Raw genomic sequence first — 13,562 nt, 5'->3', positions numbered from 1 at the left:
CGTCTGAGGTCATGAGACACCGCGTCACGCAGCCCCCGGCTGCCGTGCACGTCGCGTGCGACCTCGGCGCATGAGCCGTCCCGTCCCCCGGCACACAGGCCTTCTCTCTTTCTCCGGCCTCCCCACCGCCGCGGTGTCTCGAACGCGTTGCCCCTGACCGCGCTTCACAACACGCAACCGCGAGGCCCGTATGTCTACCGCACCCACCTCCATCACCTGCACCTCGCTCTCCTTCGCCTGGGCCGACGGCACCGACGTCCTCGACGGACTCCAGGTGACCTTCGGCCCCGGCAGGACCGGGCTCATCGGCGCCAACGGCTCAGGAAAGTCGACGCTGTTGAAGCTGATCGCCGGTGAGCTGACGCCCTCCGAAGGCACCGTCCGCGTCGTCGGCGAGGTCGGCCACCTGCCGCAGAACGTCACCCTCGACACCCGCCTGCGCGTCGACGAGGTGCTCGGCATCGCCGCCGTCCGCACCGCGCTGCACGCCATCGAGGCGGGCGACGTGCGCGAGGAGCACTTCACCGTCGTCGGCGACGACTGGGACGTCGAGGAGCGCGCGCTGGCCACCCTCGACCAGCTCGGGCTCGGTCACATCGGCCTCGACCGCACCACCGGCGAGGTCTCCGGCGGCGAGTCGGTGCTGCTGCGGCTGGCCGCGCTGCTGCTGCGCCGCCCCGACGTGCTGCTGCTCGACGAACCGACCAACAACCTCGACCTGTACGCCCGTCGGCGCCTGTACGCGGCCGTCGAGGCGTGGTCCGGGGTCCTGGTCGTGGTCAGCCACGACCGCGAACTCCTCGACCGCGTCGACCAGATCGCCGATCTGCGCGAGGGCGGGATCCGCTGGTACGGCGGCAACTTCACCCGGTACGAAGAGGCCCTCGCCACCGAGCAGGAGGCGGCGGAGCGCATGGTGCGCGTCGCCGAATCCGATCTGAAGAAGCAGCAAAGGGACCTGGTCGACGCCCAGGTGAGACTGGCCCGCCGCAAGCGGTACGGCCAGAAGGTCCAGGACAGCAGGAGCCAGCCCAAGATCCTCATCGGGGCGCGCAAGCGGGCCGCCCAGGAGTCGGCGGGCAAACACCGCATCCTGCACGAGGAGCGGCTCGCCGAGGCCAAGGAGCGTCTTGACGACGCCGTCGAGGCGGTGCGGGACGACGACGAGATCCGCGTCGACCTGCCGCACACCCGGGTCCATCCGGGGCGCACCGTCCTCACCCTGAGCGGCCTCCGGCTGCGCCACGGGGCCCGCGTGATGAAGGAGTTCGAGCTGCGCGGGCCGGAGCGGGTGGCGTTGATCGGGCGCAACGGCGCGGGCAAGACCACGCTGCTGCGCACCATCGCCGGCGAGCTGGCGGCGGTCTCCGGGGAGGCGCGGGCGCATGTCCCGATGCGTTTCCTGCCGCAGCGCCTCGACGTGCTCGACGGCGACCTGAGCGTCGCCGAGAACGTGGCGGCGTACGCTCCCGACGCGACCAACAACCGCGTCCGGGCGCGCCTTGCCCGCTTCCTGTTCAAGGGGGCCAAGGCGGACCAGCCCGCGGCGACCCTGTCGGGCGGCGAGCGGTTCCGTGCGACGCTGGCGGCCCTGCTGCTCGCGGAGCCGGCGCCGCAGCTCCTGATGCTCGACGAGCCGACGAACAACCTCGACATGGCGAGCGTGAAGCAGCTCTCGACGGCCCTGGAGTCGTACGAGGGCGCGCTGATCGTGGCCGGCCACGACCTGCCGTTCCTGGAGTCCATCGGCATCACGCGGTGGCTGCTCCTGGACGGGGAACTCACGGAGATCACCCAGGAAAAGAAGACAGAAGCTGTCGGGTATTTTGCCTAGCGTCGAAGGCATGCACCAGGACACACACGACTGCATCACCATCGCCGGAGCCCGGGAGAACAACCTCAGGGGCGTGAATCTGCGCATACCGAAGGGCCGGCTGACGGTCTTCACCGGGGTCTCGGGCTCCGGGAAGTCGTCGGTCGTCTTCGACACGATCGCGGTGGAGTCGCAGCGCCAGCTGAACGAGACCTTCACCTGGTACGTCCGCAACCGGCTGCCGAAGTACGAGCGGCCACACGCGGACGCCATCGAGGAGCTCTCCCCCGCGATCGTCGTCGACCAGAAACCGGTCGGCGGCCACTCCCGCTCCACCGTGGGCACGATGACGGACATCTACTCCGTGATCCGCGTGCTGTTCTCCCGGCACGGCACGCCGAGCGCGGGTCCGGCGACGGCGTACTCGTTCAACGACCCGTCGGGCATGTGCCCCGCGTGCGACGGGCTCGGCCGTACCGTGCGCCCCGACTACGACCGCATCATCGACCCCACCAGGTCCCTGGCGGACGGCGCGATCCTCTTCCCGCCGTTCGCCGCGGGGACCTGGCAGGGCCAGACGTACACCAACACCCCCGACCTGGACCCGCACAAGCCGGTCGGTGAATTCACCGCCGCCGAGCGGCAGTTCCTGCTGCGCGGCGGCGGCCGGTCGCGCAAGGTCAGCGTCGACAACACCGGCGGCGCGCGGGACATCGACTACGAGGGGCTCGCCGACCGCTTCGAGCGGCTCTACCTCAATCGCGATCTGTCGACGCTCTCCCAGAAGACCCGCGACATGGTGGGGGCGTTCCTGGAAGAGGGCGCCTGCCCGGCCTGCCACGGGGCGCGGCTCAACCCGGCGGCGCTCGCCACCCGCATCAACGGCCTGGGCATCGCCGAGTGCACCCGGATGGAAGTCACCGACCTCATCGCGGAGTTGGGCCGCATCGACGATCCGGTGGCGGGACCCATCGCGCGGGCGGCCGTCGTGGCACTGGAGCGGATCGAGGCGATCGGCCTCGGCTATCTGAGCCTGGACCGCGAGACGTCCACGCTCTCCGGCGGCGAGGGCCAGCGCCTGAAGATGGTGCGCCACCTCGGCTCCAGCCTCACCGGCATGACGTACATCTTCGACGAGCCCAGCGTCGGACTGCACCCCCGGGACGTGGGGCGCCTCAACGACCTGTTGCTGCGCCTGCGCGACAAGGGCAACACCGTCCTGGTCGTCGAGCACGACCCGGACGTGATCGCGATCGCCGACCACGTCGTCGACATGGGCCCTGCGGCGGGCGCCGGCGGCGGCCTCGTCGTCTTCGAGGGCACCCCCGAGGAGCTGCGCCGCGCGGACACCCTCACCGGCCGCCACCTGCGGCGCACCACCGGCCTCAAGGAGCACCCGCGTGAGGCGACGGGCGGCCACTGGATCAAGGACGCCGGTCTGCACAACCTCAAGGACGTGAGCGTCCGGGTGCCGACCGGCGTGCTCACCGCGGTCACCGGCGTCGCGGGGTCCGGCAAGAGCACGCTGGTGTCGCGGGCGTTCACCGCGGCACACCCGGACGCCGTGGTCGTCGACCAGTCGTCGATCGGCATCTCGGGCCGCTCCACCCCGGCGACGTACCTGGGGATCATGGACACGGTGCGGGGGCTCTTCGCGCGGGAGACGGGCGCGAAGGCGAGCCTGTTCAGCTTCAACTCGCACGGCGCGTGCGAGCGTTGCAAGGGACGCGGGATCATCTACAGCGACCTCGCGTTCATGGATCCGGTGACCACGACGTGCGAGGCGTGCGAGGGGCGGCGCTTCAAGGAGGAGGTGCTGCGGCTCACCGTCGACGGCCGGTCCGTCGTGGACGTCCTGGAGATGACGGCCGGGCAAGCCCTGGACTTCTTCGAGCGCTTCGACGACGCGCCGGTACGCCGCCGGCTGCGGGCCCTGCGGGACGTCGGGCTCACCTACCTCACGCTCGGGCAGCCGCTGAGCACGCTCTCCGGCGGCGAGCGCCAGCGCATCAAACTCGCCACCCAGCTGCACCGCACGGGCACCACGTACGTCCTGGACGAGCCGACCACCGGACTGCACATGGCGGACATCGACGGGCTGCTGGCCCTGCTCGACCGGCTCGTCGACGCGGGGAACACGGTGCTCGTCGTCGAGCACAACCTCGATGTCGTCAAGCACGCGGACTGGGTGATCGACCTGGGCCCGGAGGGCGGCAAGCACGGCGGGCGGATCGTGTTCGAGGGGACGCCCGCCGCGCTCCTGCGGGCCGAGGGGTCGTTCACGGCGGATCATCTGCGCCGGGCTCTGGGCCTGGGGCCTGACCGCGCTGCATGATGTGCGGCACGGCCCCGACCCGCGAGGGCGGCGGCACCCCGCGTCCGTGAGGAGAGCCAGCCGTGCCCAGCAAGAAGGCCCTGGTCCGCAGGCCGAGCCCGCGCTTCGCCGAGGGCCTCGTCACCCACCTGGAACGCCGGCCGGTCGACCCGCGGCTCGCCATGCGGCAGTGGGAGGCGTACGTGGAGGCGCTGGGCGGGCACGGCTGGGAGACCTTCGAGGTGGAGCCCGCCGACGACTGCCCCGACGGGGTCTTCGTGGAGGACGCGGTGGTCGTCTTCCGCAACGTGGCGCTGATCGCCCGGCCGGGCGCCGAATCCCGGCGGGAGGAGACACCGGGCGTCGAGGAGGCGGTGGCGAGGCTCGGCTGCTCGGTGAACTGGGTGTGGGAGCCCGGCACGCTCGACGGCGGTGACGTCCTGAAGGTCGGCGACACGCTGTACGTGGGGCGGGGCGGCCGGACCAACGCGGACGGGGTGCGGCAGCTGCGGGCCGTCTTCGAACCGCTCGGGGCGCGCGTCGTCGCCGTCCCCGTCTCCCGCGTCCTGCACCTGAAGTCCGCGGTGACGGCGCTGCCCGACGGGACGGTCATCGGGTACGGGCCGCTGGTCGACAGCGCCTCGCTCTTTCCCCGCTTCCTGCCCGTACCGGAGGAGGCGGGGGCGCACGTGGTGCTTCTGGGGGGCTCGAAACTGCTGATGGCGGCGAGTGCGCCGAAGAGTGCCGCACTCTTCGCCGATCTCGGATTCGATCCCGTTCCGGTGGACATCAGTGAGTTCGAGAAGAGGGAGGGCTGTGTGACGTGCCTCTCAGTCCGGCTGCGCGAACTGTACGTCTGACCTGCAACAACGCCGTTCGCTCCCAGGTGGAGGGAGGGGTCGGTTCCGGAAGCTCTTTACGGGGGGCTTAACCTACGGCAACGTAACCTACGAGACCGTAGGTAGTGCACCGCTCGCGCTGCCCGTAAGTACCCCCGTCCCCCTTCTGGAGCCCACGTGACGATCACCTCTCCCCACCTCGGCAGCACGGACAGCTGGACCGATGCCCGGCTGCTGTACGCCCTGGAGGAAGTGGTCGAGCAGGAACTCAATCGCCACCTGAAGGTGGCCAAGGACTGGATGCCCCACGAGTACGTCCCGTTCTCCGACGCCCGCAACTTCCCCGGCTTCTTCGAGGACGGCGAGGCGTGGGAGAAGGGCCAGTCCCCCGTCACCGACATCGGGCGCATCGCCCTGGTCGTGAACCTGCTCACCGAGGACAACCTCCCCAGCTACCACCACGAGATCGCCTCCCTCTTCGGCCGCGACGGCGCCTGGGGCACCTGGGTGCACCGCTGGACCGCCGAGGAGGGCCGCCACGGCATCGTGATGCGCGACTACCTCCTCGCCTCGCGCGCCGTCGACCCGGACCAGCTGGAGCAGTTCCGGATGGCGCACATGAGCGAGGGCTTCGAGTCGGACAACCGCCACTCGATGCTGCACTCGGTCGCGTACGTCGCCTTCCAGGAGCTGGCGACCCGCATCTCGCACCGCAACACCGGACACCAGTCCGGCGACCCGGTCTGCGACCGCATGCTGGCGCGCATCGCCACCGACGAGAACCTCCACATGGTCTTCTACCGCAACCTCCTGAAGGCCGCCTTCGAGCTCGCCCCCGACCTGACGATGCAGGCCGTGCGGGACGTCGTGGTCAACTTCCGCATGCCCGGTCACGGCATGCCGGGCTTCGAGCGGGCCGCCGCGCAGATGGCCATCGGCGAGGTCTACAACATGCGCATCCACCACGACGACGTGCTCCAGCCCGTGCTGCGCTTCCTGAAGGTCCTGGAGATCGACGGCCTCGGCCCCGAGGGCCTGAAGGCACAGGAGGAGCTGGGCTTCTTCATGAGCGGTCTCGACGCCGAGGCGTCGAAGTTCGACGAGAGGCTGGCCGCCCGCAAGGCGCGGATGGCGGCGCGCGGCGCCTGACGCCCGGCGGCACCGGGCCCGGCCGCGTCGGCGGCGGGGTCCGAGGGGGCGGGGCGGCCGGGATCGAACCGACGTGTTCCGGTTTTGGAGACCGGCGCGACTGCCTCTGCGCTACGACCCCGCCTTGACGCTCATCGTACGGCCCTCGGACAACTGCCCGGGGGCCGTACGCCGTTGCGCCGGAGCCGGATCAGCGGTGCACGCTGCGCACCGCGGCCACGTCCGGCGGGACCGCGGGCGCCGGGACGGCCGCGCCGAGCGCGGCGAGGCGCCGCTTGACGCTCGCCGCGATGCCCCGGCCGAGCACGAAACGCGTGGGCGTACGCGCCGCCCCGGCGGTGTCGAGCAGCCGGTGCGCCTCGCGGCTGCGCATCCCGGTGTGGGTCAGGACCAGGTGGGCCAGGCGGTGTTCGCCCGCCGCGAGCGAGGCCGCCACCGCCGCGGCCGCCGCGTCGTCGATGCGGTTGTCCGCCGCGCCGAGGGCCCCGGCGGCCCGCACCCGGCCGAGGTCGAGCAGCTCCACCCCGGCGGCCACCGACGCGGCGACGACCCGGGCGGCGGCGCGCGGCCCGATGCCGTTACTGGCGAGGGACAGCCGCTCGAGCCCGCCGTACGGGGTGCGCTCCAGGGCGTCGGCGAGCAGCAGGGCCCCCGCGTCCCCCAGCCGCGCCGCCGAAACGTAGAGTTCCCGCACTCCGCCCCCGGCGATCAGCTCCGCGAGCGGTACCGCGCCCTCCCGCCCCAGCGGATTGCCGCCGAGGAAGACCCGCTCGACCCGGCGGCCGGTCCCGGCCGCGGCGAGCAGCGCGTCGGCGAGGACGGTGAGCCCGCCCGCGTCGAGCCCGGTCTGGACGAGGTCCAGGGTGCGCAACTCCCTTGCGGCGTCGATCAGTTCGGCCGCCGCTCGGCCGCCCGGCGGCCCCAGCGGATTGCGCTTCAGCCAGACGCCGGACACGACCTGCGGCGAGGCACGCAACTGGTCCGCGATGCGGCAGGCGCCGCCCGCGGTGATGCCGTTGCAGCCGAGGTAGAGGGTGGCGATGGGCGCCTCGCCCGTCACGCCCGCCACCTGGGCCGCCCCGGTGTCACCGAGGCCGTCGGTGCCGAGCAGCAGGTGGCGTACGGGCGTGGCGTCGCGGGCCTCGCGGAGCGCCCCGGCGACGAGGGCCGCACCGCGCGCGCCCAGCGCCTGCTTGCACAGGTCGAGCCGTCCGTCGGGCAGCACCGTGCCCGCCGCGAAGTCGAGACGCTCGCCGGCCGGGACGCCGCCCCGCAACCAGTCGAGCAGCGGCGCCAGTTCGGCGACGGGCCGGGGGACGACGTGGGGTACCCCGGCCGACGGCGCCTCGCTCACCACTGCGCCTCCCGGTAGTCCTTGAGGAAGACGCCGGAGAGCGGTGACCCGGCCTCGCCCCGCACGATGGGGTCGTAGATCCGGGCGGCGCCGTCCACGATGTCGAGCGGCGTCCGGAAACCGGCGCCGGCGATGCGGTCCTTCTTGGGCGCGGGGTTCTCGTCCGTGATCCAGCCCGTGTCGACGGCGCACATGTGCACGCCCTGCTCGGCGAGTTCGGCGGCGCTGGTGCGGGTGAGCATGTTCAGGGCGGCCTTGGCCATGTTGGTGTGGGGGTGGCCGCCGGTCTTGTTGCGCACGGCGAAGCGGCCCTCGACCGCCGTGACGTTCACGATGTACCTGCGCGGGCGGGGCGATGCGAGGAGCAGGGGCAGCAGCCGGTCGCAGAGCAGCGCCGGGGCGAGCGCGTTGACGAGCTGGGTCTCCAGGAGCTCGGCGGGGTCGAGGGCGCCGAGCCGGGCGGACCAGGAGTTCTCCGGGGACGGGTCGGGGAGCAGGCCCGCCTCGTCGGCCCCGCTCGGCAGGCCCGGCCCGCCGGCGTCGCGGAGGACCAGGTCGAGCGCGGCCTGCCCGGCGGGGTCCGCCGTCGTCCGCATCGGCCGGAATCCCGGGGCGCTCCGGGCGAGTGCGGGCAGCCGCGCCGACTCGCCGGCCGCGAGCGCCGCGTACGAGGCGGGGGGCCGCCGGACCGTCTGGGCGGCGTTGTTGACCAGGATGTCGAACGGCTCGCCCGTCCGGCGCAACTCCTCGCAGAGACCGAGCACTTGGCGCGGGTCGCGCAGGTCGACGGCGAGCACGGTGAGGCGGTCGAGCCACTTTTCGCTGCCCGGCACCGCGCGGAAGCGGCGCTCGGTGTCGTGCGGGAAGCGGCTGGTGACGAGGAGTTCGGCGCCGTCGCGCAGCAGCATCAGGGCCAGCTGGAAGCCGATCTTCACGCGGCCTCCGGTGAGCAGGGCGCGGCGCCCGCGCAGATCCGTGGTGAGCGCGCGCCGGGCGCGGTTGTCGGCCGCGCACTCCGGGCAGAGCCGGTGGTAGAAGGAGTCGACCTGTCGATACGACGCCTTGCAGACGTAGCAATGGCGGGGGCGCAGAAACACGCCGCCTTTCCCCTCCGCGACCAGGGGCGCGTCCTCGCGGCGGTCGCCCGCGCCGGTCGCGGTGGCGGCCATGACGGCGGCGTCGGCGGCGGAGAGTTCGGCGCCGCGCGCCTTGCGTCGGCGCAGCCGGCCGTCGCGGGCGAAGGAGGCGGCGACCTGCTCGGCGCGCAGCCGCACCGGGTCGTCGACGGGGAGCTCCCGGAGTCTGCCGACCACGTCGTGGAAGGCCGCGAGGTCCGCCTCGCTGATCCCGCCGCTCTCACCCATACGTTCCCGCCCCGCGTGTGCCGTGCTCGTGGTCCCGGCCGGATTCGAACCGGCGTATCCGCCCTGAAAAGGCGGCGAGTCTGCCTCTGCTCTACAGGACCCCCGCCGCACGCTCCGCGTGCGACCCCCGGATCGTAACCATGGCCGCGCGCCTGTGTCGCATCGATTTACGACCGGCCCGCGCCGGCGACGGTGGGCTAGGGGTGAACTCAAGGCGCACACCCACGAGTGGATGTTCTACGAGGTCATGTGGCGCGGCTGGGCGGTCGGTGTCGGCGGAGGGACAGGAAAGGGGAAAGGGGAACGGAGCGACTGAGCCCTTGAGTTCCGGTGCCGCTGTCGCGACACACTCGGACACTCAAGGGCTCAGGGCTGGTGCTCGGTGCTCAGCGCCCCTCCTCGGGGCCGGTGCTCGGGGCTCAGGGATCAAGCCCGAGGTGCACGTCTGAGGGCATACCGCTCCTTCTCGGAGAGGCCGCCCCAGACGCCGAACCGCTCGTCGTTGTTGAGCGCGTACTCCAGGCAGGCCGAGCGCATCTCGCACATCCGGCAGATGTCCTTCGCCTCGCGCACCGAGCTACCGGGCTCGGGGAAGAAGAAGTCGGCTCCTGTCTGGGCGCACAGCGCCTGCTCCTGCCAGGCGAGTTCCCGCTCGGCTGTGATGTCGATCTGCATGCCACCGATGGTGTCCCACCGCGCGAAACAACCGATCAACGATTGATCAACGAACGATTGGTCGGTCTCCCTCAGCCGCCCTCAGGCCCCCGTAACCGTCCACAGCCTGGTAGCCGTCCGCAGGCCCGTGCGCCCGCTGAGGACTGCCCGTGGCACGAGGCCGTGAAACGAGATGATGCGGCAAGTCGGTGCCGCGAAGCCAGGGCGCCACACCGTGACGCCCCGACACCTGACACTTCCCTGACATTTCCGCGCTCGGAGCGGTCCGCCGGGCCCGCGCGCGGAACGGCAGGACCAGAGTCACGCCCCGCCCTGCTCGCCGGACGGCGCCGGCTGCAGCACCGCGAACCGCGCTCCCGCCGGGTCCGCGAGCTTCGCGAAGCGGCCCACGCCCTCCATCGACACGGGCTCCATCCGAACGGTGCCACCCGCCCGGCCGGCCTTGGCCACGGTGTCGTCGCAGTCGTCCACCTGGAAGTACGGCAGCCAGTACGCCCCCGCGTCCGCCTCGGTGGGGTCGGTGGCGAGCGGCACCACGCCGCCGAACATGTCGTCCGGTGTGCCGTCGGCGGGGTGGACCATCGTGTAGCTCCCCCCGGGGAACGGGGCTTCGGTGGTCTGCCAGCCGAAGACCGAGCCGTAGAACGCGACCGCCGCCTCGACGTCCGGGGTGTACAGCTCGGTCCAGACGAGGCCGCCCGGTTCGTTCAGCACATCGAGGCCCTTCAGGCGGCCCTGCTGCCAGACGGCGAACGAGACGCCCGCGGAGTCGGCGAGACCCGCCATGCGGCCGAGGTCCAGCACGTCCACGGCCTCGAAGTGGGTACGGCCGCCGGCCTGCTCGACCGCCTTGGCGGTGGCGTCCACGTCGGGCGCGCGGAAATAGAGCGTCCACGACGGGGATGCCTGGTCGGCCGGGACGGCCATCGCGCCCGCGGCGGTCCTGCCGGAGAGCTGATACTGGCTGTACCCGCCCACCTCCTCGCCGCCGCGCTGGAGCTCCCAGCCGAACAGCGTGCGGTAGAAATCGCTGACGTCGCCGAGATCGGGTGCACACATGTCCACCCAAACCGGCGCACCAGCGGCGAAACGGTCATTGAGCATGATCGACTCCTTTGTCGCATGTCTCTTCCGTCCTTCTGAGTCTGGCACCCGCCACTGACAATCCGCCTCCGGTCGCCTCCACCCGCCCCCGGGGCCGGCGGGAGGCGGGGACGGGGCCCGCGCCACGCCGTCAGATGATGAAGGAAGAAGATTTCTGAGAGCGCTCTCAGTCACAACTCTTGACGCCGCATTCGGCCGTCGGGACAGTGGTGCACCACCCCCACGCTCCCCGTATCACCCCCTCCCCGTGTCACTAGCACGCTCCCCCCACGCAACCGCGCAGGAGACCTTCCGTGATATCGCGTCGAACGTTCCTGACCTCCACGGCCGGCGCCGCGGGCGCCCTCACCTACCCCCTCTGGGGCAGCGCCCTCAGCCCCGGCGCCCGAGCCGGCACCGCAGCCGCGCCCGCCACCTGCGAGCTGGCCCTCGCCAACAAATCGCTCCCCGGCCAGGTGCGCGCCTACGTCACCGGCCACGAGCAGGGCACCGACCGCTGGGTCCTGCTCAGGCCGGACGGCGGCGTCTACCGGCCCGACTCCCCCTCCGCGCCCCAGACCCCACTGCCCGTCGACTGCGCCATCCCGCTCGGCGCCGCCGGAGCCCCGCCCAAGGTGCTGACGCTCCCTCAGATGTACGGCGCCCGGGTCTACTTCGTGCGCGACGACAAGCTGGACTTCTTCCTCAACCCGGGGCCCGCCTTGGTCGAGCCCGCCTTCGCCACCCGCGCCGACCCCAACTACGGCCGTACGTGGTCGTTCTGCGAGTTCACCTTCAATCCGCAGCAGCTGTACGCCAACATCAGCTACGTCGACCTCGTCACCGCGCTCCCCATCGGCCTGACCCTGGAGGGCGACGCCACGCACACCGTCGCCCCGCTGCCCGACGGAGCCGTCGGCAGGATCGCCGCGGACCTCACGGCACAGGCGGCCAGGGACGGGCAGCCGTGGGACAAGCTGGTCATCCGCGGTGACGACGGCGGCGTGCTGCGGGTCATCTCGCCGCAGAACCTCATGGCGCCGTATTTCGACAGGCCGGACCAGATGCCGTTCCGCGACCTGTGGAACGGCTACATCGACCGGGTGTGGGACAAGTACCGCTCCACGGACCTCCGGATCGATCTCCAGGGCGGCCGGGGCGTGTTCACCGGGCGCGTCAGCGGCGACGTCCTGACCTTCACCGGCGGCCACTCCTTCGCCAAGCCCACCTCGAAGGACGTCTTCACCTGCAACCACGGGCCGTTCGCCAACAATCCGGGCGACCCCGACGACAAGAAGGCCCTGCTCGCCCGGCTCGCGGCCGGCTTCAACCGCAGCATCATGCTCACCCACCCCGCGCAGCCGAACGGCACGACCACCGCCGACTACTACCGGGACCCCGTGACCAACCACTGGTCACGGGTGGTCCACGCCAACTCCCCCATCGGGTACGCCTTTCCGTACGACGACGTGCGTCCCGACGGGCAGCCCGACGTGTCGGGCGCGGCACACGACGGGAACCCGCGCCGCTTCACCGTGAGCGTGGGGTCCTAGGGCGTGTCCGCAAGGTCGCGTCTGGTCCGCGACGCCTGGCACGCGCGCTCGCCGCGTTGTCGGGCCCGCCCGAGTACGCCCGGTACAAGGGCGACCCTCCGCCTTGCGATCGCACGCACCAGACGCCGCGGACCACGCCCTTCGGGCGAACGACGCGACTTCGCGGACACGCCCGGCCCTGGCGCCGACGCGCCGCAGGCGGGGGCCACGGGTCGTCGCGCGGCCGCCCGTCGTAGCGGGCGCGGACCGCGCGCGGGCCACGCCCCAGCGTGCGGATCACGTCACGCCGAAGCCCGGCGCACCAAGGACGTCGGCAGGACCACGGCGGCCGGCTCCGCGGCGGCGCCCGCCCCGTCACCGCCCCGCTCCCTGCCCCGCAGGAGCATCCGGGCCATCAACCGGCCCATCTCCTCGATGTCCTGACGGACCGACGTCAGTGGCGGGTCGGTCTGCTCGGCCACCGCGAGCATGTCGTCGAAGCCGACCACGGCCACGTCGTCCGGCACCCGCAGGCCCCGCTCGCGCAGCACCCGCAGGGCGCCGGACGCGGTCAGGTCGTTGGCGGCGAAGACCGCGTCCAGGTCGGGGACGCGGTCGAGCAGTTCCCGCATCGCCTGCTCCCCGCCCGCATGGGTGAAGTCGCCCTCGGCGATCAGCCGCGGATCCACGTCGCCCAGTACGTCCCGGAATCCGTCGAGCCGATCGACCGCGGAGGTCTGGTCGAGTGCGCCCGTGATGTGCGCGATGCGCCGACGGCCGAGGCCTGCCAGATGGCGCACCGCCTCGCGGGCGCCACCGCGGTTGTCGCAGTCGACGTACGGCGCGCTCGGCTCCTTTGGGTCCTGCTGCGGCCAGCCGGGGCGCCCGCCGAAGACCGTGGGCACGCCCGCGCGCCGGATGATGCCCGGCAGCGGGTCGTCGAGGTGCAGCGAGAAGACCAGCGCGCCGTCGACATGGCCGCCCGCGAGGTAGCGGCCGACCCGCTCGTGGTCGTCCCGTCCCTCGGTGAGCAGCAGCACGAGCTGCACGTCGTGGGCGGTCAACTCCTTGCTGATGCCGCGCAGTTGCAGTGCGAAGAACGGGTCGGCGAAGACGCGCGTCTCGGGCTCGGCGATCACCACGGCGACGGCGTCATGGCGCCGGGTGACGAGGCTGCGGGCGGCGCGGTTGGGTACGTAGCCGAGCTCGTCGACCGCGTGCCGCACCTTCTCGGCGAGCACCTCCCGCACCCCCGGGTCGCCGTTGACGACACGGGACACGGTGGCCCTGGAGACCCCGGCGCGAGCGGCCACGGCCTCCAGTGTGGGACGCGGTTCCTCGGTCACCTTCGGTCACTCCTCCCTGACGGTGTTCAGGAGGCATCCTCCCGTATCGGCCCGGACACCACGTCAGGGAGGGCGGGCGGTCCCCCGGAGGCG

At 72.2% G+C, this 13,562-nt stretch carries 10 protein-coding genes and 2 tRNA genes; 5 read left to right on the top strand and 7 right to left on the bottom strand.

Annotation, left to right across the window (positions count from 1 at the left end; translation table 11 throughout):
- The first annotated feature begins 190 nt into the window (after positions 1–190).
- From ACZ7DY_RS01705 to ACZ7DY_RS01690, 4 genes are all read left to right on the top strand, one after another.
- Entirely contained in the window at positions 191–1,834 is a 1,644-nt protein-coding gene (locus ACZ7DY_RS01705) for an ABC-F family ATP-binding cassette domain-containing protein (protein ID WP_471128640.1), read from the top strand.
- A gap of 10 nt (positions 1,835–1,844) precedes the next feature.
- On the top strand, positions 1,845–4,148 hold the full coding sequence (locus ACZ7DY_RS01700) for an ATP-binding cassette domain-containing protein (protein WP_471128637.1): 2,304 nt from the start codon (positions 1,845–1,847) through the stop codon (positions 4,146–4,148).
- A gap of 62 nt (positions 4,149–4,210) precedes the next feature.
- Positions 4,211–4,987, top strand: coding sequence for a dimethylargininase (ddaH, locus tag ACZ7DY_RS01695; protein ID WP_471128634.1), 777 nt, complete (start codon positions 4,211–4,213; stop codon positions 4,985–4,987).
- 156 nt (positions 4,988–5,143) lie between these two features.
- Positions 5,144–6,115 (top strand): acyl-ACP desaturase, encoded by a 972-nt coding sequence (locus ACZ7DY_RS01690; protein WP_471128631.1) that lies wholly within the window; start codon positions 5,144–5,146, stop codon positions 6,113–6,115.
- Positions 6,116–6,162: 47 nt separating this feature from the next.
- Here the strand turns inward: ACZ7DY_RS01690 and ACZ7DY_RS01685 are convergent.
- From ACZ7DY_RS01685 to ACZ7DY_RS01660, 6 genes are all read right to left on the bottom strand, one after another.
- A tRNA-Trp gene (locus ACZ7DY_RS01685) sits at positions 6,163–6,238 on the bottom strand.
- 67 nt (positions 6,239–6,305) lie between these two features.
- Positions 6,306–7,469, bottom strand: coding sequence for a leucine-rich repeat domain-containing protein (locus ACZ7DY_RS01680; protein WP_471128628.1), 1,164 nt, complete (start codon positions 7,467–7,469; stop codon positions 6,306–6,308).
- Entirely contained in the window at positions 7,466–8,833 is a 1,368-nt protein-coding gene (locus ACZ7DY_RS01675) for an SDR family oxidoreductase (RefSeq protein ID WP_471128625.1), read from the bottom strand. Before ACZ7DY_RS01675 ends, ACZ7DY_RS01680 begins: the two co-directional genes overlap by 4 nt.
- Positions 8,834–8,862: 29 nt before the next feature.
- Positions 8,863–8,934: transfer RNA gene (locus ACZ7DY_RS01670), tRNA-Glu, on the bottom strand.
- A gap of 325 nt (positions 8,935–9,259) precedes the next feature.
- On the bottom strand, positions 9,260–9,508 hold the full coding sequence (locus tag ACZ7DY_RS01665) for a WhiB family transcriptional regulator (protein WP_469250915.1): 249 nt from the start codon (positions 9,506–9,508) through the stop codon (positions 9,260–9,262).
- Between the two features lie 300 nt (positions 9,509–9,808).
- On the bottom strand, positions 9,809–10,612 hold the full coding sequence (locus ACZ7DY_RS01660) for a VOC family protein (protein WP_471128622.1): 804 nt from the start codon (positions 10,610–10,612) through the stop codon (positions 9,809–9,811).
- A 293-nt stretch (positions 10,613–10,905) separates the two neighbouring features.
- On the opposite strand from ACZ7DY_RS01660, the gene ACZ7DY_RS01655 reads away from it, so the two are divergent.
- The gene (locus ACZ7DY_RS01655; RefSeq protein ID WP_471128620.1) at positions 10,906–12,144 is read left to right on the top strand and encodes a glycoside hydrolase family 64 protein; all 1,239 of its coding nucleotides are present in this window, start codon (positions 10,906–10,908) and stop codon (positions 12,142–12,144) included.
- A 281-nt stretch (positions 12,145–12,425) separates the two neighbouring features.
- Here the strand turns inward: ACZ7DY_RS01655 and ACZ7DY_RS01650 are convergent, their stop codons facing one another.
- Positions 12,426–13,469, bottom strand: coding sequence for a LacI family DNA-binding transcriptional regulator (locus ACZ7DY_RS01650; protein WP_471128617.1), 1,044 nt, complete (start codon positions 13,467–13,469; stop codon positions 12,426–12,428).
- Positions 13,470–13,562: the final 93 nt, after the last annotated feature.

The sequence above is a fragment of the Streptomyces sp. NPDC037013 genome, from assembly GCF_055607265.1.
Note: the sequence above shows the minus strand (reverse complement) of the source record. Positions and strands in the feature narration are given on the sequence as shown.